A 19,673-nucleotide genomic window follows, 5' to 3' on the forward strand; every position below is an offset into this window, starting at 1 on the left:
CTTCTTGACTTCAGTCTGAGGATTTCTGCGCGCCGCGGTCGTCGCGCGCACCGTGCGCGCCGTACAGCCACGGCAGCAGGAATTCGGTCATCTCGGCCGCCGCCTTCACCGCGCGCACCGACCGGTAGGACACCGCCCCGCACAGCGCCTCGATCAGCGCCAGCACCGTGGCTTCCGAATTGGCCGACAGGCGGTTGCCGGCGTTGGCGTAGAGCGAAATATCGGCCAGCGGCGCCAGCGGCGAGGTCGGGCCATCGGTCAGCGCCAGCAGCCGGCCGCCATGCGCCTTCACCCGCTGCGCCAGCTTCATCGAATCGGTCACATAACGCGGAAAGGCGATGCAGACCACCAGGTCCTTCGGCGTCAGCTTGAACAGCTGCCGCGCCGCGTGCGACGCCCCGCCCACCGTCGACACCGATGTCACCATCCGGCAGTGCATTTCCAGTCCGTGCTGCATCAGGCCGGCCAGGTAACCGCTGGCGCCAAAGCCCATCACGTAGACGCGCTCGGCTTGCAGGATGGCATCGACGGCCCGCTCGATCGACTCCGGATCGAGGTTGCGGCGCGTGGATTCCAGGTTGCGGGCACCATCCTCCAGCGAGGCGGCAAACACGTCGGCCACGGTGCTCGGACGCGCCAGTTCGTCGCGCAGCCGTTCCACCGGCGCGAGCGTGGCCTCGAATCCGCGCACCAGTTCGGCGCGAAACTGCGGATAGCCCTCGAAGCCCAGCGCCTTGGCGAAACGGTTGGCGGTGGCTACCGACACCTCCACGGCCGCGGCGAATTCGTCGATCCGCATCGTGGCCGCGCGAAACAGGTTGTCCAGCACGTAGTTCGCCATGCGCTGGTGCGCGGGCGTCAGCGTGGGCAAGGCGCGTGCGATGCGTTCGGAAATCGTCTGGCCGCTGGACATGTCAGGACGTCGGGTATGGGTTGGCACCGCCTTGAAGCATCGCCAACAGCACTGGCGACGCTCCGGCAATGAAAAGGCACTTTCGCAGTGCAGCAAGCAATGTAAATAAATTTACACGCAAATGGCGTGCCCGCAATGACCTAAGTGGCGGAATACGGGAAATCCCTCAATACATGGAAGCGGACATGCAAGCCGACTGAAAGCCGGCGGCCGACCGCCGGCGGTGACGGGCCAATGGCCCCCGGCGCGCTACAATGCCGGCCTGCCGAACGATCGGCTGCCCTGCACCACCCAGCTCGAACCCTTTCACGTGATACGAATCGACCAGCTTGTCCTCCAGCGCGGCACCAAGGTGCTGTTCGACCACACCAGCGTGACGCTCAACCCCGGAGAGCGCGTGGGCCTTGTCGGCGCCAACGGCAGCGGCAAGTCCACCCTGTTCGCGATGCTGCGCGGCGAACTGCACGCCGATGGCGGCGATGTGACCGTGCCCACCCAATGGCGTATCGCATATGTGGCGCAAGAGACACCGGCAGTGGATCGTACGGCCGTGGATTACGTGATCGATGGCGACACGCGGCTGCGCGAGATCGAATCGCGCATCGCCGCCGCGCAGGCCAGCGGCGACGGCTCGGCCGAAGCCGAGGCCCACGGCGCCTATGCCGATGCCGATGGCTATACCGCCGCCGCGCGCGCCGAGGCGCTGTTGCTTGGCCTGGGTTTCACGCTGCCGCAGGTGACGCAGCCGGTCGCATCGTTTTCGGGCGGCTGGCGCATGCGCCTGAACCTGGCGCAGGCGCTGATGTGTCCGTCCGACCTGCTGCTGCTCGACGAACCGACCAACCACCTGGATCTGGACGCCATCGTCTGGCTCGAAGACTGGCTGGCCCGCTACCCGGGCACACTGGTGATGATTTCGCACGACCGCGAATTTCTCGATGCGATCTGCACCGTCACAGTGCATATCGAGAACCAGCAGCTCAAGCGGTACGGCGGCAACTACACGCTGTTCGAGACAATGCGGCTGCAGCAGATGGCCCAGCAGCAGGCCGCCTACACGCGCCAGCAAAAGGAAATCGCGCACCTGGAATCGTTCATCACGCGCTTCAAGGCCAAGGCCACTAAGGCGCGCCAGGCACAGAGCCGAGTCAAGGCACTGGAGAAGATGGAACGGCTGGCCCCGGTACACGTCGCAGCCGGCTTCGCATTCGAATTCCGCGAGCCCGATTCGGCGCCCAACCCGATGATGGTGCTCGACCACGTCGACTGCGGCTACGCCGAAGCCGACCCGCCCGTGACCATCCTGCACAAGTTGATGCTGTCGATCCAGAACGGCCAGCGCATCGGCCTGCTGGGCGCCAATGGCCAGGGCAAGTCGACGCTGGTCAAGACGCTGGCCGGCACGCAGCCCGCGCTCAACGGCACGGTGCGGCTCGGCAAGGGCCTGGTCATCGGCTATTTCGCCCAGCATCAGCTGGAAACCCTGCGCGACCACGATTCGCCGCTGCAGCACCTGGCGCGGCTGGCCCCCGACGTGCGCGAGCAGGAACTGCGCGACTTCCTGGGCAGCTTCAATTTCCGCGGCGACATGGCCACTTCGCCAATCGAGCCGTTCTCGGGCGGCGAGAAGGCCCGGCTGGCCCTGTCGCTGATCGTCTGGCAAAAGCCCAACCTGCTGCTGCTCGACGAACCGACCAACCACCTGGACCTGGACACGCGCGAGGCGCTGACCATGGCGCTGGCCCAGTTCGAGGGCACGCTGATCCTGGTCTCGCACGACCGGCACCTGCTGCGCGCCACGTCCGACCAGTTCATGCTGGTGGCCGACGGCACCATCAAGCCATTCGACGGCGACCTGGACGACTATCGCGACTGGCTGCTGCAACAGGCCGCCGCCAAGCGCAATGCCGCCACGGCCGCGCACGCCGCCGAGGCCACGCCGGCGGTCAATCGACGCGATCAGCGCCGCGCCGAGGCCGACGAACGGCAGCGGCTGTCGGTGCTGCGCAAGCCGCTGGCCAAGGAACTGGAAAAGGTGGAGAAGCGGATGTCGGTGCTGCAGGCCGACAAGACCGTGATCGACGCCTTCATGGCCGAATCTTCAAGCTACGAAGACGCCAACAAGGCGAAGCTGATGGAGATGCTCAAGCGCCAGGCCGAGGTCACTGGCGAGCTGGATCAGTTGGAGGAACGCTGGCTGGAACTGCAGGAGCAGATCGAGCAGATCGCGTAATACCTGTCGCGCCCTGGATGTGCTCCCCTCTCCCGCGTGCGGGCGAGGGAAGAAAAAACCGGGGAGGAAACGAGGGTCAGCGGTAGTTCTTCTCGCGGCGGATCAGCCCCACCGCCAGCGTCAGCGTGAGAATCACGAGCCAGATCAGCGACCAGGCCGGAATCGACAGGCCGAACAGCGGCGGCAGCGGTGCCGTGCACAGGCCGTCCGAATAGAACACCTGCGGCAGCAGCTTGGCCGTGGGCAGCGCGTTGACCCAGTTTTCCAGCGGATCGATGCCGCACGATGCCTTGGGGTTCAGCAGCAGCGACACGTGGTAACCGGCCACCGCGATACCGGCCACGCCGGACAGCATGCCCAGCCCCTGCCACAGCGTGCGCGTGTTCTGCGCGATCGCGGCCAGCAGCGAGAACAGGCCGATGCCCACGAACGCAAATCGCTGCATGATGCAGAGCGGGCACGGCTGATAGCCCTCCACGTACTGCATGTACAGCGCGGCACCGAGCAACGCGAACGAGACCACGGCGATCAGCAGGAAATAGGCGCGAGAATTGGCTTGCATGGGTGTGTCGAGGGCAGGAATGGCTTCGACGCGAATTATTACCCATTTTCCGTTGCGGCACCGGGGTGCCCGCGCAATCCGCCACAACCTGCAGTGTGGCGGATTGACGCACCCGCCCTCACCCGCCCTAAGCCGCCCTCAGCCGCCCTCAGCCGCCCTCACCCGCCCTCACCCGCGCCCGGCCGGTCAACTTGCCCGCCCGCGCCCGATCCGTCAGCCTGCCGCCGGCGCGCCCAGGTATCGCTTGCGCCAGGGCTTCAGCACGGCAATGGCCAGCACCGCCGTGACGATGTCGAGCGTGATGGCCACGCCGAAGACCGGCATCCAGCTACCCATGCGCTCGTGCATCAGCGCTGCCAGCGGGCCGCCGAAGATCGAGCCAATCCCTTGCGAGATATAGAGCCAGCCGTAGTTGGTCGTGGCGAATTTCGTCCCGAACGTGTCGGTCAGCGTCGAGGGGAACAGCGAGAAGATCTCGCCCCAGCCCAGAAACACCACGCCGGACAGCAGCACGAACAGCACTGCGTTCTCGCGCGTCAGCAGCCACAGCGTCATGGCCACCGCTTCCAGCGCAAAGGCGAAGCACATCGTATTTTCACGACCCCAGCGATCCGAGATCCAACCGAACATCGGTCGCGTCAGCCCGTTGGTCAGGCGGTCGATGGTCAGCGCCAGCGGCAGCGCGGCCATGCCGAACACCACGGCGTTTGACACCCCGAAATCCTTGGCGAACGCTGCCATCTGCGATGTGACCATCAGGCCCGAGGTCGACATCATCGTCATCATCGCGAACAGCAGCCAGAACAGCGGCGTCTTGAGCATCTTGCGGGTCGGCACGTCGGCCACGTTCGACGGCGTGTAGGCCGGCCGCACCGCCAGTTGCTCGCCGGCGGCCGGCGCGCGCAGCCCCTGCGACGCCAGGAAGCCAATCACCGCGAAGATCAGGCCGAACTGCCAGAGCGTCGATTCCAGCCCCTTGCCCGCCAGCGCGGCGGCAATCGGGAAGGTGGTCAGGATGGCGCCCATGCCATAGCCAGCCGCGACCATGCCCACCGCAAAGCCGCGCCGGTCAGGGAACCAGCGCACCATCTGACCCACCACGCCCACGTAGACGATGCCCGTGCCGAGCCCGCCCACCACGCCGTAGGTCAGATACAGCATGCTCACGCTCTGCGCCGACGCGGCCAGCACCCACGACAGGCCCGACAGCACCGTGCCCAGCGCGATCAGGCGGCGCGGCCCGAACCGTTCGATCATCGCGCCCTGGAACGGCGAGAAAAACGTTTGCAGCACGATCAACAGCGAGAACGTGACCTGCAGCTCCGACAGCGGCACGCCCAGCTTGGCCGACAGCGGCTTGGTGAACAGCGTCCAGACATACTGCGGACTGGAAATCGCCATCATGCACACGAGCCCCAGCAGCAGCTGCAGCCAGCGCGTGCGCGCCAGCGGCACGGCGTGCGGCACACCCAGGGCCGCGTTATCAGCAACGGTACGCATCGAACCACTCCTTCAGACAGACTTCGAGAGAGACGCGTGGCCATGCGGCGCCACGCCTTGTTGGAATCCATTGCGGGGCGGCGCCCGGCTCGTCACTCGGCCGCCGCGCGTTAACCACGCGTTCACCATGCGCTCACCATGCGTTCACCACGCGGCCACCGCGCCATCGCTGCGCGGGTCGCTGCCAACCTGGTACAGGCCATTCGGCTGCAGCACGATGGCGCCGGCATGGCCCATCGCTTCGTCAGAGGGGCGCAGCACCTCCACGTCGTGGCCCAGCGTGCGCAACGCGTGCTGCACCGTGGACGGAAAGCGCGCTTCAAGCTTCAGCGTGTCGCTGGTCTGGCCCCAGGTCCGCCCCAGCAGCCAGCGCGGCGCGTCGATGGCCGACTGCGGGTTCATGCCGAAATGGACGATCCGCGAGAACACGGCCGCCTGCGATTGCGGCTGGCCGTCGCCGCCCATGTTTCCGTAGACCAGCGTGCGGCCATCGTTCAGGCGGGCCATCGCCGGGTTCAGCGTGTGGAACGGCTTGCGGCCCGGCATCAGCGGATTGCGCGCGGCGGGGTCCAGCGCAAAGCTGCATCCGCGGTTCTGCCAGTTCACACCGGACTGCGGCAGCACGATGCCGCTGCCGAACTCGTGATAGATGCTCTGGATAAAGCTGACGGCCACGCCATTGCCATCGATCACGCCCATCCACACCGTATCGGCCGGCCCCATGCCCTGCCCCCAAGGCAGCACGCCATCGGCCCGGATGCGCGCGGCGGCCGCGTCCAGCCAGGGCGGCGCCAGCAGGTCGCGCGGATCGACCTCCATATAGGCGGGATCGGTGATATGCCGGTCGCGCACGTGGAATGCCTGTTTGGTCGATTCCACGCACGCATGCACGAACGCCGCGCCAAGCGGGTCCATGTCGGGCGTGAGAATCCGGTCGAGCTGGCCCAGGATCAGCAGCGATACCAGCCCCTGCGTAGGCGGCGGCATGTTGTAGACCGTGCCTTGCGAATGGGCCAGCGCCAGCGGCGCCTTCCAGGTGGCGCGATGGGCGTGCAGGTCGGCTGCCGTCAGCGGGCTGCCCGCCTGCTGCAGTTCATGCGCCAGCATCCGGGCCAGGTCGCCATGGTAGAAATCGCCGAGCCCCGCGCGCGCCAGTTGTGCGAGCGTGGCGGCCAGGCGCGGATGGCGAAAACGGCTGCCGGGCGCGGGCGCGGCACCGTCCACGAGGAAGGTCTGCGCAAACCCGGGCACATCCAGCAGTTCACCAGCCTTGGCCGCGACGCAGGCCGACTGGCTGTCGGTCACCGGCACGCCGTCGCGCGCATGGTCGATCGCATCGGCCAGCAGCCGCGCCAGTGGCAGCCGTCCGCCCAGCGCGTCGCGCTGCCAGTCCAGCGCCGCCTGCCAGCCCGACACCGTGCCGGCCACCGTATTTGCCGCCATGCCGCCGCGCGTGGGAATGGCGGCAAAGGCCGCCTCGCGATAGCGCGCGATGGTCGCCGCCCCCGCCGCCGCGCCGCAGGCATCGAGCGCCAGCGGCGCCTCGCCCGGGCGGGCGATCAGCCAGAAGCTGTCGCCGCCAATACTGTTCATATGCGGATAGACCACGGCGATGGTGGCCGCCGCCGCAACCATCGCCTCGACGGCATTGCCGCCGTCGCGCAGTACGGCCAGTGCGCTCTGCGATGCCAGCGCGTGCGGCGCCACGGCCATGCCCCGGCTGCCCCGGATCGGATTGAGATGAAAGGTCACGACAGTTCCGCGATTTATGTATACATAAATTTCCTGCGTGGAACGGTTGCAATAGGCGTGCCATGGGCAGCCCTACTGGCGAGGGGGGACGGGCGCGGGACGGGCGTGAAGCGGCCTATGCCGCGTGGCGTGGGGGATAGCGGGAGATAAAGCGTCGCGGCGGGATGCCGCGTGCGAAGTCACCGGTGAAGAAACCGTTGCGATCAGCCGAACCGGCGGCGGCGCGCCGGTGCACCGGATTCGGTCGACGGCACGAAGCTGGTGCGGGCTTCCTCGAGTCGCGCCATGGTCAGGCGGCTGACTTCCGCACGGCCATCCTCGATATGCGTCGACAGCAGCGCCACCGCGCGACCGGCATCGGCATCGGCCAGCGCGGCCAGGATCGCGCCGTGTTCGTCGTAGGTCAGCGAGATGCGCTCGCCGAATGCGAAGTCGAGCCGGCGGATGATGCGGATGCGGTCGGTCACCTGCTGATGCACGGCCGCCGCTTCGGGGTTGCCCGCCGCATCGACGATGGCCAGGTGAAATGCCTCGTCAAGCTGCGCCACGGCGTTGCCGTCGGCCAGGCGCCGCGCTTGAGGCACGCGCCAGATGGCATCGAGCATGGCGATCAGCGCGGCCCGGCGCGTCGCGTGCGACGGCTGGCACAGGCGCGTCACGGCATGGGTTTCCAGCAGCGTGCGCAGTTCATACAGCGCCTCGAAGCGGCCCAGGTCCAGCGGCACCACTTCCCAGCCGTTGCGGTAGTAGCCGCGCACCAGGCCATCGCCCTGCAGCCGCTGCAGCGCCTCGCGCACGGGCGTGCGCGAGATGCCCAGCCGCTCGGCCACGTCGTTTTCGGTAAAGCGGTCGCCCGGCAGCAGCCGGAACGCGAAAATGTCGTCGCGCAGTGCCTGGTAGGCGGCCTGCGACCGCTTGCCACGCACCGCGGACCGCGACGCTGCGTCTTCGGTATCCACGGCAGCATCGGTCATCGCGTCAGTCCAGGTGCCGCACGCGGTCGATCGCCTGCTCCAGGCGGTCCACCGCAATGACTTCCAGCCCGTCGATGGGCTGCTTCGGCGCGTTGGCCTTGGGAATCACGGCCATCGTGAAGCCGAGCTTGGCGGCTTCCTTGAGCCGTTCCTGCCCGCGTGGGCTCGGGCGGATCTCGCCGGCCAACCCCACTTCGCCAAACACCACCAGCCCGCGCGGCAGCGGCTTGTTGCGCATCGACGAATGAATCGATAGCAAAACCGCCAGATCGGCGGCCGGCTCGGTGATCTTGACCCCGCCAACCGCATTCAGGAACACGTCCTGGTCGAAGCACGCGATGCCAGCGTGCCGGTGCAGCACAGCCAGCAGCATCGCCAGCCGGTTCTGTTCCAGGCCCACCGCCAGCCGGCGCGGGTTGGGCACGTTGGCCGTATCGACCAGCGCCTGCACTTCCACCAGCAGCGGGCGCGTGCCCTCCTGCGTCACCAGCACGCACGACCCGGCCACCTGCTCCTCATGCTGCGACAGGAACAGCGCCGATGGATTGCTGATGCCGCGCAGGCCGCGCTCGGTCATCGCAAAAACGCCAAGTTCATTGACCGCGCCGAAGCGGTTCTTGAAGGCGCGGATCAGCCGGTGCGACGAATGGGTATCGCCCTCGAAATACAGCACCGTATCGACAATGTGTTCCAGCACGCGCGGCCCGGCCAGGCTGCCTTCCTTGGTGACGTGGCCCACCAGGATGATCGTGATGTCGCTGCTCTTGGCGATGCGCGTCAGCTGCGCCGCGCACTCGCGCACCTGGGCCACCGACCCGGGCGCCGAGGTCAGCGCCTCGGAATACAGCGTCTGAATCGAGTCGATCACGGCCACTTCGGGCTTGTCGGCCTCCAGCGCGGCCTGGATCTTTTCGAGCTGGATCTCGGGCAGCAGGCCCACCGTGGCGGCTTCCACCCCCAGCCGCTGCGCGCGCAGCGCGATCTGGGCGCCCGATTCTTCGCCACTGACATAGAGCACGCGCCGGCTGGCCGACAGGTTGGCCAGCGTCTGCAACAGCAGCGTCGATTTGCCGATGCCGGGATCGCCGCCGATCAACACCACCCCGCCCGACACCAGCCCGCCGCCGAGCACGCGGTCGAACTCGTCGATGCCCGTGCCGAAACGCGGCACCTCGGCGGCTTCGATATCGCTGAGCTTGCGGACCACGGCCGACGCCGCCAGCGGCTGGAAGCGGCGCGCGGCCGACGATCCCGAATCGGCCACGGTCTCGACGAGCGTGTTCCAGGCGTTGCATTGCGGGCACTGGCCCGCCCAGCGCGGCGTGGTACCGCCGCATTCGGTACAGGTATAGACAGTCTTGGTCTTGGCCATCGAATAATCCGGACTAGGGCTGGATGGGGCTCGGGCTGCCTTCAGGAGACGGAGTCGGCCGTGGTCAGCATGGCCACCGTGGTCGGCACGCGCGGCGCCAGCGCGCACATCAGTTCATAGCCCACCGTGCCGCTGGCGGCGGCCACGTCGTCGATCGGCAGCCCGTGGCCCCAGAGCGTGACCGGCGAGCCGACCCTGGCCTTGGGGCACGGGGTCAGGTCCACGCAGATCATGTCCATCGACACCCGGCCCACGAGATCGGTGCGCACGCCGTCCACCAGCACCGGGGCGCGCCTGTCGCCCCAGCCCGACGCGTGGCGCGGGTAGCCGTCGGCATAGCCGCAGGCCACCACGCCGATGCGCATCGCCCGGTCCGCCGTAAACATCGAGCCATAGCCGACGGTATCGCCCGGCTGCAGGTCCTGGATGCCGATCAGTTCGCTGTGCAGCGACATCGCCGGCTGCAGGCCGGTATCGGCGATGTCCGCCGACAGGCCCGTGGGGGAACCGCCATACAGGATCACGCCCGGCCGCACCCAGTTGCGATGGGCCGACGGATGCCAGAGCACGGCCGCCGAGTTCGACAGGCTGACCTCGCCGGGCAGATTGGCCGTGGCCGTCTCGAACGCCTCGATCTGGTGCGCGATGCCGCGCGCGCTGTCGGCATCGGAGAAATGGGTCATATGGACGATACTGCCCACGCATGACATGGTGCGGGCGCGCTCCCAGGCCGCCCGGTACTGGGCAGGCCGGAACCCCAGCCGGTTCATCCCGGTGTTGAGCTTGAGCTGGATGGCCAGCGGGCCCTTGGGCCGGGCCTGTTCGAGCATGCGCAGCTGCTCCTCGCAATGGATGGCGGTGGTCAGGCGATATTGCTCGATCACGGGAACATCCTGGGGCTGGAAGAATCCCTCCAGGAGCAGGATCGGTCCCTGCCAGCCCAGTTCGCGCAGCAGCACGGCTTCGTTGAGGTCCAGCAGGCCGAAGCCGTCGGCGGCCTTCAGGCCGGCAAACGCGCGACGGATGCCATGGCCGTAGGCATTGGCCTTGACCACGGCCCAGACGCGGGAGTCCGGCGCATGACGGCGCACCACTTCCAGATTGTTGGCCAGCGCAGGCTGGTGGATGACAGCGTGAATGGGTCTTGGCATGGGTATGACTGCTTGCGTGGGCTGTCGAACGATGTTCTGCACCTGATTCGGGAAGACCCGGTCGGCAGGCCACTGGATTCGGGCGTTGAGGTGGCACACACTGTGCGGTAACAGGCCTTTGGGACGAACCGGCCGGCGCGGACAAGCCGGCGCCACCTTGCGCAGGCGATATTTGACCACATCCGCAGGTCGATTCCGGGAATCCATCCGGGCATGTACTGTCCAATGCGCGTCCGCCGGTGTGCTGAAATGTCGCGGATTCGTGATATAAAGCCGGACGCTCCGGCCATGTTTTAAAAGAGAAGCAATATGTCAATGACGGTCAGGCAAGCCGCAAGGCGCGCGAAAGTAGCGTCGCCGCCCCACTTTGACACGGCAGGCGCAGCAGGTTCCCGCCAAGCGACGGCACTACCGGCCGGTGCGCTTTTGCCCGTCCACATGGACGCCCGCGATGGAGACAAAGTCGAAGGTATGAAGAAGGGTTTCTACACGATCATGGCCGCGCAGTTTTTTTCGTCGCTGGCCGACAATGCCCTGCTCATCGCGGCCATTGCCCTTCTTACCGAATTGCATTCCCCGCAGTGGATGACGCCGCTGCTCAAGCTGTTCTTCGTGCTGTCCTATGTGGTGCTGGCTGCATTCGTGGGCGCCTTCGCCGACTCCATGCCCAAGGGCAAGGTGATGCTGATCACCAATGCCATCAAGATCGTGGGCTGCGCCATCATGATGTTCGGACTGCACCCGCTGCTGGCCTATGGCGTGGTCGGGTTCGGCGCGGCGGCCTATTCGCCGGCCAAGTACGGCATCCTGACCGAGCTGCTGCCCCCCGAAAAACTGGTGATGGCCAATGGCTGGATCGAGGGCCTGACGGTCGGTTCGATCATCCTGGGCACGGTGGTGGGCGGCGCGCTGATCTCGGTGCAACTGTCGACCGTCCTGCTGCACTTCGACCTGCCCTATGTCGACACCGGCATCAACACCCCCGCCGAAGCGGCGATGGTGGTGATCATGCTGTTCTACTTCATCGCCGCCATCTTCAACCTGTTCATTCCGGACACCGGCGCGCGCTACCCCCAGCAGGAAAAGAACCCGATCAAGCTGATTGCCGAATTTGGCGACTGCTTCATTGCACTGTGGCGCGACAAGCTGGGCCAGATCTCGCTGGCCGTCACCACGCTGTTCTGGGGGGTGGGCGCCACATTGCAGTTCATCGTGCTGAAGTGGGCCGAAAAATCGCTGGGGCTGAACCTTTCGCAAGGCGCCCTGCTGCAGGCCGTGGTGGCCGTAGGCGTGGCGGTTGGCGCCATCGCGGCCGCCGCGCGCATTCCGCTGCGCAAGTCGCTGTCGGTGCTGCCGTTCGGCGTGGCCATGGGTGCCACCGTGATCCTGATGGCGTTCTACACCAAGGACACCATGCCGGCCGTGACGCTGGACGTGCTGGGCATGGCGATGCCGCTCTACATGGCTATCGCCTACGTGTTCCTGATGATCGTGGGCGCCATGTCGGGCTACTTCGTGGTGCCGATGAACGCCCTGCTCCAGCACCGTGGCCATGTGCTGCTTTCGGCCGGCCATTCCATCGCGGTGCAGAACTTCAACGAGAACGTTTCGGTGCTGCTGATGCTGTGCTTGTACGCGCTGCTGATCAAGCTGAACGTGCCGATCGGCTTCGTGATCGTCGCGCTTGGCCTGTTCATCGTGGCGACCATGGCGCTGGTGATGCGCCTGCACAAGCACAACATGAAGATGTACAACTCGCTGGCGATGATCGGCGAGGACAAGCACCACTGACCCCGCGCGGGGCGTCCTTCCGGGCGCGCCCGCCCCTCACGGCGCCTGGGCCCGCAGCGCGGCCCGCGCCTCCCAGTCGTCCGGCACCACGAATCCGCGCGAGCATTCGCGCCAGATGCCGGGCGCGCCCTGATCCTGCACCAGTTCACAGACCATGACCGGCGCTTCGCGGCGCCACGCGTGGATCGGGTCGGCAAAGCGTTCGGCCAGCGCATCGTGCATGACCGCCGCCGTTTCGGTCGCGCCCTCGGCCACGCGGGCACCTGACAGCCAGTCGGACCTCGAAAGCCGGCACCAGCGCACATGGCCCCGGGCGGGGTCCGTCGCGCGGGCGTGCCAGTCGGCCAGCGGCGCCCACCACCCGTTCAGGTGATCCGGCGCGATCCCCAGCGTTTCCAGGCCGGCCGGCACCATGCCGTTGCGGTAGAACAGCCAGCCCAGCAGATAGACTTCGCTGCGATCCACGGGATGCCCGACCAGCGCCTGGGCTTCCGCCGTTCGTCCAAGCGGCAACTGGCGCCGCACGATGTGATCGAGCTTGTCGCCCAGTCGGTCGACCAGATTCGGCCCGACAAAGGCGCGATGTCCGGCCACGCCGTCGACCATCAGGTAGAACTTGGCCGCCATCTCCCAATGGACGACGGCCGCGCTGGCGGGGTCGCGCCAGATCACGTCGAGTTCGCCCAGCGTCTGCACGCCATGCCCGTTGGCACGCCGGATCGGCACATTGGCGGCCAGCAGGTCCACGCCGTGCGTATGCCGCAGCGCGAAGTGCAGCAGCCGCTCGGCATGACGGCCCAGCCGCAGGCTGCGGCTGCCGGTCGGGTCCGGATGCTGGCTCAGTTCGACGATGGTTTCGGGCAGGGTGGACGGATCGGCCTGTGACAGCCATGCCTGCCATCCCGCCTGCGCGCCGGGCGGCCATTGGGCCAGCCGGGCAGGCCCGTCCTGGTAGCCATCGAGCAGATGGGACAGCAGCGCCGGCGACAGCGAGCACCAGGCCAGGTCGCGCGTGCGCTGCGAGGCCGCGCGGCACCAGAGCGGCAAAGGCGCGTCCGTCCCGGTCGGCGCGCAGCCGCCCGGCGGCGCTACCTGGGCGAGATCAGGCTTCAGCTCCCGCACGATCGTGGACCTCGCGTGCCAGGCACAGGTCTTCCCAGGCACGCGCCTTGTCGGTCAGCGTGCGCAACAGGTAGGCGGGGTGATAGGTCACCACCACGGGGATGCCCTCGTAGGTGTGCACCGTGCCGCGCAGCTTGCCGATCGGCGTGGTCGACCGCAGCAGCGACTGCGCCGCAAAGCGGCCCAGCACCACGATGACCTTCGGCTTGATCAGCGCAATCTGGCGCTTCAGGAAGGGTTCGCACTGGACCACTTCCTCGGGCTCGGGATTCCGGTTGCCGGGCGGCCGGCACTTGAGCACGTTGGCGATGTAGACGTTGCGTCCCCGCGCCAGGCCCAGCGCACCCAGCATGTTGTCCAGCAGCTTGCCGGCCTGGCCAACGAACGGCTCGCCCTGCAAGTCTTCGTTCTCGCCCGGCGCCTCGCCCACCAGCATCCATTCGGCCTGGGCATCGCCCACGCCGAACACAGTGTTGGTGCGCTTGTTGCAGAGGCCACATGCGGTACATCCGGCCACGCTCTCTGCCAACACGGCCCACGGCATGTCGGCGATGGCCGCCTCGCGGCCCGCCTGCTCGGGCAGACGGACCAGCGGCTTCTCTGCCTGGGGGGCAACCGGCCGGTCCGGGTTCGGCGCATCGAAAGCCTCGACGGTCGCGGCCAGTTCGATGGCGTTGTCGATGGCGTTGTCGATGGCGTTGTCGATGGCACTGTCGGCGGCATGATCGACCCCGGCCGGGACGTCCGCCAGCACATCGGCCACCCGTTCCGTCGAAAGGTCGGCCGGCACGCTGGCCGGCTCGGGCGGACGGGCAGACGGCAACGGCCGGACTTCGGCCCGCACCGCCGCTGCGGGTGCGGCGGTCGCATCTTCCGCTGCTTGCGCGACGGCGGCTTCCGCCGCCACGGCTTCGTTTCCCACGTCTTCAACGGGATGCGCCCGGCGTGGCACCCACTCGGCCGGAATGCCCAGGGCTTCCAGGAACAACGCGCGGCGGTTCATGCCGGTTCTCCGTGAACACTGGAGGGCCAGACGCGGCGCAGAACCAGGGCGTCTTCTCGCCCCAGCGCCGTGGCCGGGTAGTAGCCCTTGCGGCGACCGATCTCGACGAATCCCGCTTCGAGGTATAGCGCCAGCGCGCCGATATTCGACGGACGCACCTCCAGCAGCATCGTGTGCAGCCGGTGCGCATGCGACGTGGCCAGCGCGATGGCCAGCAGCAGGCGTCCGTAGCCCTGTCGCTGGTGAGCCGGATCGATCGTGATATTGAGCAGGTGCATCTCGTCGACCACCGGCATCAGCATCGCGTAGCCGATCAGCGCCGTCGACGGGTCGCGCAGCGTCAGGCCGAAATGCCCGGCCTTGAGTGAGTTCTCGAAGTTGCCCCGCGTCCACGGATGACTGTAGGCGCGCTGCTCGATCTCGGCCACGGCCGGCAGGTCGCGCGCACTCATGTGATCCAGCGCCCAGCCCTGCGCCAGCCGCGGCATGACCGGCACGGCCGGCCATTCCGGGTGCTCCGGACGTTCGGGCGGCAGCAGCGCGGCACTCATCGGGCCGCTCCCTGCGCGGCCAGCGCGGCGGCCTTGGCGGCGGCCACGGCCTCGCGCTCGACGATGGTCTGGGCAACCTTGTCGCGTACATAGATCGGCATGGCATCCGCCGCGGCAATCGTCTCGCCACGTGCCAGCGCGCGTTGCGCGATCGACACCATGGCGCGGGCTTCGGGCATGGCTTCCGGCACCGTGCGCGAAGCCCCGCCCGCCGCCGCCAGGCGGTCACCAAAGACGGTCAGCGCGTTGCCGGCCAGCCAGAAATCGCCATCGGGCGCCGCGATCGATCCCGGCGCCCCCACCTGCATGGCGCCTTCCATTACCCATTCGTTCGCGGCATCGTCCCAGCGGAACGTGGCGGCATAGGCTTCGTCCATGCGGGCGTCGATGGCCACCAGTACCGCCGCGCCCGCAGGCAGCTTTTCCCCGCCCCACGTGCCGTTTCGTACGCTTTCGGCACATGCCATGAGCACGTTGACGGGGATGACAGGCAGCTCCGCGCCGAAGGCAAGGCCCTGCACCACGCCGCAGGCGGTGCGCAGGCCGGTAAAGGAACCGGGGCCCGCGCCAAACGCGATGGCGGCGCAGTCGGCCAGGCGGATGCCGGCCTCTGCCAGCACCTCGCCGGCGGCAGGCAGCACCCGCGACGACGAACGCGCGCCGGTATGCTCATGACGGGAGAAACACTCTGCGGCGCCATCCGCGACGGCGCGCCCGAGTGCGACGGAACACCACTCTGTGGAGGTCTCGACAGCAAGAATCCAGGACATGGCAGCGATTGTATCCGCTGGCGGGGCAAAGCAGTATTGGCAACGGCGCCCCCCCCCGTTCGGGCCGCCAGCGGGGCAACCTGAAAGCTTCCTCGACTTTTTTGCACCGAAACGGACGTCCGCGGCGCTTATCATCGACTGTCCAACGCATTGCCATACGGAGAACCCATGAGCGACCTGCAAGCCCAATTCGACCAGGCCCAAATCGACGTCAAGACGCTGTCGGAGCGCCCCAACAACATGACGCTGCTGCGCCTGTACGCGCTGTACAAGCAAGGTGCCGAGGGCGACGCACACGGCGACAAGCCCGGCATGACCGATTTCGTCGGCCGCTACAAGTTCGAGGCGTGGGAAGCCCTCAAGGGCACGGCCCAGGATGAGGCCAAGCAGAAGTACGTCGAACTGGTGGGCGACCTGCTGGCCGGCCGCGCCAGCTGATCCCGCCCCTGCGGACGGCCCGGCGCCGTCCGCAGCGCTTCTTCCGCCATTCAGCCCCTTGTCTTTCCTGCCGATAACCAGATCATCCGCAATGTATCTGGCAACAGTGTCGTGATTCAGGAAGACATGAAGACCTACCGAGTGCTGTTCAGCGTTTGCGCGCTGATGCTGTCGACGGCGCTGATGGCCGCCCCGCGTGCGCCGTCCCGTCCCGCCGAGCCTGCGGCCCCGGCCTACGATCCCGTCCGTTACAAGTCCTGCACCATCTATGCCGCGACGGCGATGTCCGCCGCGGTGGACATGCGCACGCATGGCTATGGCGCGAAGCGCGCCCTGGTCGAAGGCGGCAACCCGCCCTCGGCCCCCATGGTGGCGCTGACCGAATTCGCCGTATCGGCCATCCAGGCCCGCCCGGCCGGCGGACGCGAAGCCGCGTCGGTGCTGAGCGGATTCCTGGCCGGCATCTGCTACCAGCGCAACGAACTGCCCTCGCTGCAATAACGACCGGAAAGGCCCGCAGGCGCGGGCATCAGCCCCCGGGCAGCGGCCGCGGGCGGATACGCCACGCGGCCAGCATGGCCGTGGCGATCACGATCCCCACGGCCAGGAAGGTTTCATCGAAGGCCACGATGCGCGCGGCCTGCGCCGCCGCGTCGCCGCCCTTGCCCAGCACCGCGCCATGCTCGGCCAGGCGCCATTGCAGGCCCACCCCCGCCAGGCTCACGCCAATCGCCCCGCCCAGCTGCCGCAGGAAGTTGATGCAACTGGAACCCTGCGGAATCATCGAGAAATCGACGCCTCGCATCGACCCCAGGGTCAGCGACGGCAGAATGCAGCCCAGGCCAATACGGCCGATCACCGCGTACAGCACCAGCAGCACATACGGCGTGGCCATCGAGCCGGTGGCCATCAGCAGGAACGAACCCGCCAGCAGCGCCAGCCCGAACGACACCTGGCGGTGCGGCAGGATGCGGTTGGTCAGGCGCCCGGCCACCGCGATGGTCACCGCCAGCGCGATACCGGCCGGCATCAGCACCAGGCCCGCCGCCGACGGCGTATAGGACAACGCCATCTGCATGTAGACCGGCAGCAGGTAGGTGGAACCGAACAGCCCGGCGCCATAGATGAAGGCCACCACGGCGCCCGCCGAGAACTGGCGATAGCTGTAGAGCCGCATGTTCATCAGCGGATCGGGTGCGCGCAACTGCCACGCAACGAAGCCGCCCAGCATCAGCACGCCGAACAGGGCCAGCCCGACGCCTTCGCCGGCGTTGGTGCGCATTTCCACCAGGCCGTTGAGCAGACTGACCGTCGCCACGCCCACCAGGGCCAGGCCGCGCCAGTCCAGCGGCTTGCGCTCGCCCATCATCGCCGAATCGACGGCCATGTAGCGCCGGGCCATCCACCAGCCCGCCAGCGTCAGCGGCACCACCACGAAGAAGATGGACCGCCAGCCGAACAGCTCCACCAGGAAACCGCCCACGCTGGGCCCGATGGCCGGCGCCAGCACCACGCCAAACCCGAACAGCGACAGCGCCTTGCCCTGCTCGCGTTCATCGAACACGCGCAGGATGAAGATATTGGGCAGCGGCTGCATGATGCCGGCCGCAATGCCCTCGGTCACGCGCATGGCCAGCATCACGCCGAACGTGGGCGAGAATCCGCCGATCAGCCCGCCCCCGCCCAGCAGCACCAGCGTGCCGATGAACGTGCGGCGCAGGCCGTAGCGGTTGAGCAGCCACGGCGTCAGCAGCATCGACAGCGTCATGGCGATCATGAAACTGGCGGCCACCCACTGGGCGCGCTCCTGGCCCAGGTCGAAATGCCGGCTCAGATCGGGAATGGCAACGTTGACGATGGTCGACGACACGATCGACGACATCGTGCCGAGCATCAGCGTGACCAGGATCAGCCAGCGCAGGCGGTCGCCGTAACGGGCGCGCAGGTCGGCACGGGTCGGGCCGCCCGGCCTGTTCGACGATGGTTCCGGCTCGCCCGGCTCGCCCGATGGCCCGCCAGTTCCTCCTCCGTGGGCATCCCCGCTGCCGGTACGTGCCGGCGCAGTGGATGGGCGGCTCACCCGAGCCGTCCCGTCGCAGCGATTTCGCGAATCTTGCGGACCGTATCGAGATCGGCCTCGTGATAGGCGGACTTGACGATCTCGGCGTAGCGGTTGTCGCCGCTGGCGTCCACGTTGGGCATGGTGGTCTGATAGATGAAGCGGACCAGCAGCGCGCCAGGCGCCGGCGTCTCGATGATCATCTCCAGCGTGCCGCCCGCGTGCTCGGCCGTCGGGGCCGACTCGTACCGCACGGCGCGGCGCGGTTCATAGGCCACGCGGTCGCTCACGCTGGCCTTGCCGAAATGCAGCACGCGCTCGATCCAGCCATCGCCCCGCCCGACGATCTCGGCGCTATCGAGCCCGAGCATGAACAGTTCCGGCGATTCCGCCCGCAGCACAAGGCCCTGCCAGAGTTGGTCCGGCGTCAGCGGCTCAAGCGTGGGGTTGCCTGGGTCATTGATTTCCACCAGGTGTTCGAAGCGCAACTTGAATCTCCAGATCGTAGATTTCCGTATTATGGGGCCTCCCGCGCGCCGCTGTCCGCCCCCGGGCCACCCGTTCGGGGTGGCGGCCTGCACATCACTCCTGACAGCTGGTGTCAGGAGCCCGGGCGCACAATGCTGGCCCGGTGTCCGGATAGCGTCAGGAGCCGTCAGGAGCGGCCGCCAGGCGCCGCGCATCGGGGGAACGCTCAGGAGGCAGGCATGGAGTTGTTGATCAATATCGACGTCGATGACCTTGACCGCGGCATCGGCTTTTATGAAGCAGGACTGGGACTGCGGCTCAACCGCAAGCTGTTCGACGGCACGGTGGCCGAGCTGCACGGCGCCTGCGCGCCGGTGTATCTGCTGGCCAAGGCGCCCGGCACGGTGGCCACCACCCGGGCCGACACCCGGCGCGACTACGTGCGGCACTGGACCCCGGTGCATCTGGACTTCGTGGTCGAATCGCTGGAACCGGCCATCGAGCGCGCGCTCAGCGCCGGCGCGGAAATCGAGGACTGGCCACGGGAGTTCGACTGGGGCCGCCAGGCGATGCTGTCCGACCCGTTCGGGCACGGACTGTGTTTTATCGAGTGGAAGGGAAACGGCTACGGCGCGCGAGGAAGCGCCTGAGGGGGCTCTGTAGTGGTCAAGTTTTTTCAGACAGGTGTTAGGGTGGTCTGTTGGAACTTGTCCTCGTAGTCTGTTGGCGACGCGTAGCCCAGTGTCGAATGCAAGCGCACCGGGTTGTAGAAGTCCACGATGTACTGTGTGATGTCGCGCCGGGCTTCGGCCCGGTCGGTGTACCGCCTCTGCCAGACCCGCTCCATCTTCAGGTTTAGGAAGAAGCGTTCGGCTACGGCGTTATCCCAGCAATCGCCCGACCGGCTCATGCTACAAACCAGGCCGTGGCGCGCCAGCAATCCCTGGTACTCCTCGCTTGCATACTGGCTGCCCCGGTCCGAATGCACGATCAGTCCGGGCGCCGGATTGCGCT

General features: G+C 67.4%; 19 protein-coding genes. 5 read left to right on the forward strand and 14 right to left on the reverse strand.

Annotation, left to right across the window (positions count from 1 at the left end; translation table 11 throughout):
* Positions 1 to 10 precede the first annotated feature (10 nt).
* Positions 11 to 913: a MurR/RpiR family transcriptional regulator gene (locus BLQ58_RS16520; protein WP_092600182.1), complete on the reverse strand. Its 903-nt coding sequence runs from the start codon at positions 911 to 913 to the stop codon at positions 11 to 13.
* A 310-nt stretch (positions 914 to 1,223) separates the two neighbouring features.
* On the opposite strand from BLQ58_RS16520, the gene BLQ58_RS16525 reads away from it, so the two are divergent.
* Positions 1,224 to 3,146, forward strand: coding sequence for an ATP-binding cassette domain-containing protein (locus BLQ58_RS16525; RefSeq protein ID WP_092600280.1), 1,923 nt, complete (start codon positions 1,224 to 1,226; stop codon positions 3,144 to 3,146).
* A 76-nt stretch (positions 3,147 to 3,222) separates the two neighbouring features.
* Here BLQ58_RS16525 and BLQ58_RS16530 read toward each other — a convergent pair whose 3' ends face one another.
* The 6 genes from BLQ58_RS16530 to alr all read right to left on the reverse strand — a co-directional run bounded on the left by BLQ58_RS16530 (position 3,223) and on the right by alr (position 10,457).
* The gene (locus BLQ58_RS16530; RefSeq protein ID WP_092600185.1) at positions 3,223 to 3,708 is read right to left on the reverse strand and encodes a disulfide bond formation protein B; all 486 of its coding nucleotides are present in this window, start codon (positions 3,706 to 3,708) and stop codon (positions 3,223 to 3,225) included.
* A gap of 213 nt (positions 3,709 to 3,921) precedes the next feature.
* A complete protein-coding gene (gene oxlT / locus BLQ58_RS16535) occupies positions 3,922 to 5,208 on the reverse strand; it encodes an oxalate/formate MFS antiporter (protein WP_092600188.1) in 1,287 nt (428 codons plus the stop codon).
* A 144-nt stretch (positions 5,209 to 5,352) separates the two neighbouring features.
* Positions 5,353 to 6,921 carry a gamma-glutamyltransferase family protein gene (locus BLQ58_RS16540; RefSeq protein WP_092600282.1) on the reverse strand — a complete coding sequence of 523 codons (1,569 nt, stop codon included), beginning with the start codon at positions 6,919 to 6,921 and terminating at the stop codon, positions 5,353 to 5,355.
* Positions 6,922 to 7,163: 242 nt separating this feature from the next.
* The gene (locus BLQ58_RS16545; protein ID WP_092600191.1) at positions 7,164 to 7,934 is read right to left on the reverse strand and encodes a GntR family transcriptional regulator; all 771 of its coding nucleotides are present in this window, start codon (positions 7,932 to 7,934) and stop codon (positions 7,164 to 7,166) included.
* Positions 7,935 to 7,938: 4 nt separating this feature from the next.
* On the reverse strand, positions 7,939 to 9,306 hold the full coding sequence (gene radA, locus BLQ58_RS16550) for a DNA repair protein RadA (protein WP_092600194.1): 1,368 nt from the start codon (positions 9,304 to 9,306) through the stop codon (positions 7,939 to 7,941).
* Positions 9,307 to 9,347: 41 nt separating this feature from the next.
* Positions 9,348 to 10,457, reverse strand: a complete 1,110-nt coding sequence (alr, locus tag BLQ58_RS16555; RefSeq protein ID WP_092600197.1) for an alanine racemase — start codon at positions 10,455 to 10,457, stop codon at positions 9,348 to 9,350.
* A gap of 471 nt (positions 10,458 to 10,928) precedes the next feature.
* Between alr and lplT the strand changes: the two genes are divergently transcribed.
* Complete coding sequence (gene lplT / locus BLQ58_RS16560) at positions 10,929 to 12,248, forward strand: lysophospholipid transporter LplT (RefSeq protein WP_092600200.1); 1,320 nt, start codon at positions 10,929 to 10,931, stop codon at positions 12,246 to 12,248.
* Positions 12,249 to 12,284: 36 nt separating this feature from the next.
* Here the strand turns inward: lplT and BLQ58_RS16565 are convergent, their stop codons facing one another.
* From BLQ58_RS16565 to tsaB, 4 genes are read right to left on the reverse strand one after another with little or no spacing between them, the layout of a single operon-like run.
* The gene (locus BLQ58_RS16565; RefSeq protein WP_092600203.1) at positions 12,285 to 13,370 is read right to left on the reverse strand and encodes a DUF1853 family protein; all 1,086 of its coding nucleotides are present in this window, start codon (positions 13,368 to 13,370) and stop codon (positions 12,285 to 12,287) included.
* Complete coding sequence (locus BLQ58_RS16570) at positions 13,351 to 14,373, reverse strand: uracil-DNA glycosylase (protein WP_092600206.1); 1,023 nt, start codon at positions 14,371 to 14,373, stop codon at positions 13,351 to 13,353. Before BLQ58_RS16570 ends, BLQ58_RS16565 begins: the two co-directional genes overlap by 20 nt.
* Positions 14,370 to 14,924 (reverse strand): ribosomal protein S18-alanine N-acetyltransferase, encoded by a 555-nt coding sequence (rimI, locus tag BLQ58_RS16575; protein WP_092600209.1) that lies wholly within the window; start codon positions 14,922 to 14,924, stop codon positions 14,370 to 14,372. The genes BLQ58_RS16570 and rimI overlap by 4 nt, the downstream gene beginning before the upstream one ends.
* Positions 14,921 to 15,694 carry a tRNA (adenosine(37)-N6)-threonylcarbamoyltransferase complex dimerization subunit type 1 TsaB gene (gene tsaB / locus BLQ58_RS16580; RefSeq protein ID WP_092600212.1) on the reverse strand — a complete coding sequence of 258 codons (774 nt, stop codon included), beginning with the start codon at positions 15,692 to 15,694 and terminating at the stop codon, positions 14,921 to 14,923. Before tsaB ends, rimI begins: the two co-directional genes overlap by 4 nt.
* 168 nt (positions 15,695 to 15,862) lie before the next feature.
* Between tsaB and BLQ58_RS16585 the strand changes: the two genes are divergently transcribed.
* Positions 15,863 to 16,132 carry an acyl-CoA-binding protein gene (locus BLQ58_RS16585; protein WP_092600215.1) on the forward strand — a complete coding sequence of 90 codons (270 nt, stop codon included), beginning with the start codon at positions 15,863 to 15,865 and terminating at the stop codon, positions 16,130 to 16,132.
* 126 nt (positions 16,133 to 16,258) lie between these two features.
* Positions 16,259 to 16,633 (forward strand): hypothetical protein, encoded by a 375-nt coding sequence (locus BLQ58_RS16590; RefSeq protein WP_139186123.1) that lies wholly within the window; start codon positions 16,259 to 16,261, stop codon positions 16,631 to 16,633.
* A gap of 28 nt (positions 16,634 to 16,661) precedes the next feature.
* On the opposite strand, the gene BLQ58_RS16595 is transcribed toward BLQ58_RS16590, so the two are convergent.
* The gene (locus BLQ58_RS16595; protein WP_254775990.1) at positions 16,662 to 18,077 is read right to left on the reverse strand and encodes a DHA2 family efflux MFS transporter permease subunit; all 1,416 of its coding nucleotides are present in this window, start codon (positions 18,075 to 18,077) and stop codon (positions 16,662 to 16,664) included.
* 131 nt (positions 18,078 to 18,208) lie between these two features.
* Positions 18,209 to 18,679, reverse strand: a complete 471-nt coding sequence (locus BLQ58_RS16600; protein ID WP_066733424.1) for an SRPBCC family protein — start codon at positions 18,677 to 18,679, stop codon at positions 18,209 to 18,211.
* A gap of 219 nt (positions 18,680 to 18,898) precedes the next feature.
* On the opposite strand from BLQ58_RS16600, the gene BLQ58_RS16605 reads away from it, so the two are divergent.
* Complete coding sequence (locus BLQ58_RS16605) at positions 18,899 to 19,309, forward strand: VOC family protein (protein ID WP_092600225.1); 411 nt, start codon at positions 18,899 to 18,901, stop codon at positions 19,307 to 19,309.
* Positions 19,310 to 19,335: 26 nt separating this feature from the next.
* Here the strand turns inward: BLQ58_RS16605 and BLQ58_RS16610 are convergent.
* On the reverse strand, positions 19,336 to 19,673 hold a 338-nt coding region (locus tag BLQ58_RS16610; RefSeq protein ID WP_139186124.1), incomplete at its 5' end, for an integrase core domain-containing protein.

This window comes from Ralstonia sp. 25mfcol4.1, assembly GCF_900104095.1.
GTDB lineage: Bacteria > Pseudomonadota > Gammaproteobacteria > Burkholderiales > Burkholderiaceae > Cupriavidus.

Excerpts from the sequence above, each read along its gene's own strand:
- BLQ58_RS16520 (WP_092600182.1), bottom strand. The coding sequence starts at position 913 with ATGTCCAGCGGCCAGACGATTTCCGAACGCATCGCACGCGCCTTGCCC.
- BLQ58_RS16530 (WP_092600185.1), bottom strand. The coding sequence starts at position 3,708 with ATGCAAGCCAATTCTCGCGCCTATTTCCTGCTGATCGCCGTGGTCTCG.
- oxlT (WP_092600188.1), bottom strand. The coding sequence starts at position 5,208 with ATGCGTACCGTTGCTGATAACGCGGCCCTGGGTGTGCCGCACGCCGTG.
- BLQ58_RS16540 (WP_092600282.1), bottom strand. The coding sequence starts at position 6,921 with ATGGCCGTGGCGCCGCACGCGCTGGCATCGCAGAGCGCACTGGCCGTA.
- BLQ58_RS16545 (WP_092600191.1), bottom strand. The coding sequence starts at position 7,934 with ATGACCGATGCTGCCGTGGATACCGAAGACGCAGCGTCGCGGTCCGCG.
- radA (WP_092600194.1), bottom strand. The coding sequence starts at position 9,306 with ATGGCCAAGACCAAGACTGTCTATACCTGTACCGAATGCGGCGGTACC.
- alr (WP_092600197.1), bottom strand. The coding sequence starts at position 10,457 with ATGCCAAGACCCATTCACGCTGTCATCCACCAGCCTGCGCTGGCCAAC.
- lplT (WP_092600200.1), top strand. The coding sequence starts at position 10,929 with ATGAAGAAGGGTTTCTACACGATCATGGCCGCGCAGTTTTTTTCGTCG.
- BLQ58_RS16570 (WP_092600206.1), bottom strand. The coding sequence starts at position 14,373 with ATGAACCGCCGCGCGTTGTTCCTGGAAGCCCTGGGCATTCCGGCCGAG.
- rimI (WP_092600209.1), bottom strand. The coding sequence starts at position 14,924 with ATGAGTGCCGCGCTGCTGCCGCCCGAACGTCCGGAGCACCCGGAATGG.
- tsaB (WP_092600212.1), bottom strand. The coding sequence starts at position 15,694 with ATGTCCTGGATTCTTGCTGTCGAGACCTCCACAGAGTGGTGTTCCGTC.
- BLQ58_RS16585 (WP_092600215.1), top strand. The coding sequence starts at position 15,863 with ATGAGCGACCTGCAAGCCCAATTCGACCAGGCCCAAATCGACGTCAAG.
- BLQ58_RS16590 (WP_139186123.1), top strand. The coding sequence starts at position 16,259 with ATGAAGACCTACCGAGTGCTGTTCAGCGTTTGCGCGCTGATGCTGTCG.
- BLQ58_RS16605 (WP_092600225.1), top strand. The coding sequence starts at position 18,899 with ATGGAGTTGTTGATCAATATCGACGTCGATGACCTTGACCGCGGCATC.